Here is a 669-nt window from a genome sequence, read left to right on the forward strand (position 1 = left end):
GGATAAAATATTATTGGTGGACTTTTAACATGGAGAAGATAATAGATTTTATGGTCTATTTGACTCTTCTAATGGATTGCTCGTTCCGCTGCAACTATGGTTGAAATTTTATCATCTACCATATGTTCTAAATCTCTGATTTATTATTGATGAAGGCTATTGATAATTTAATTATTTTTAGTCATGATATTCTTTACTGAGCTAGTTGTGCTCACCCTTTTGCTTCACAATTCCTTTCAGGTAATAAAAGTGTAGCTGGGTCGAGCGGGGGATAACAGGGGAATAGAACGGTGGTCATCATTTAGTAGTTATATTTGGTGAATCAACTAGGGTGAGGCGAACCCAACGTTGGAAGGGTGTTTTGCCACTATCATACAAGATGTCTAATGACATACAACCTCGTGTCATCATAAGACAGGGTTGTGCTCATCCACTTGCTGAGTATATTTACGAGCACTACCTATATAATCTTGGTGTTTGTTTGGAGTATAATACCCAATTAGAGACAGTGGAGATAATGATATGTCAAGAGAAGACTCGCCATTGGGAAGAATATGATAGTAATCTTCTCGTTTTTCTTTGGGGTCTATTGGGTCAACCAAGGATAATTCTGTGGCCATATGATATCTATAATAACCTAGACGCATGGCCTCCCATGTACGAAGGTTT

Annotated in this window: 1 protein-coding gene; it reads right to left on the reverse strand. The window is 37.7% G+C overall.

What is annotated here, in order from left to right; all coding sequences use genetic code 11:
• Nucleotides 1–407: 407 nt before the first annotated feature.
• A partial coding sequence (locus FH975_RS16410) for a hypothetical protein (RefSeq protein WP_235928242.1) occupies nt 408–669 on the reverse strand: 262 nt, incomplete at its 5' end.

The organism is Nesterenkonia haasae (genome assembly GCF_010119385.1).
Classification (GTDB): Bacteria; Actinomycetota; Actinomycetes; order Actinomycetales; family Micrococcaceae; genus Nesterenkonia; species Nesterenkonia haasae.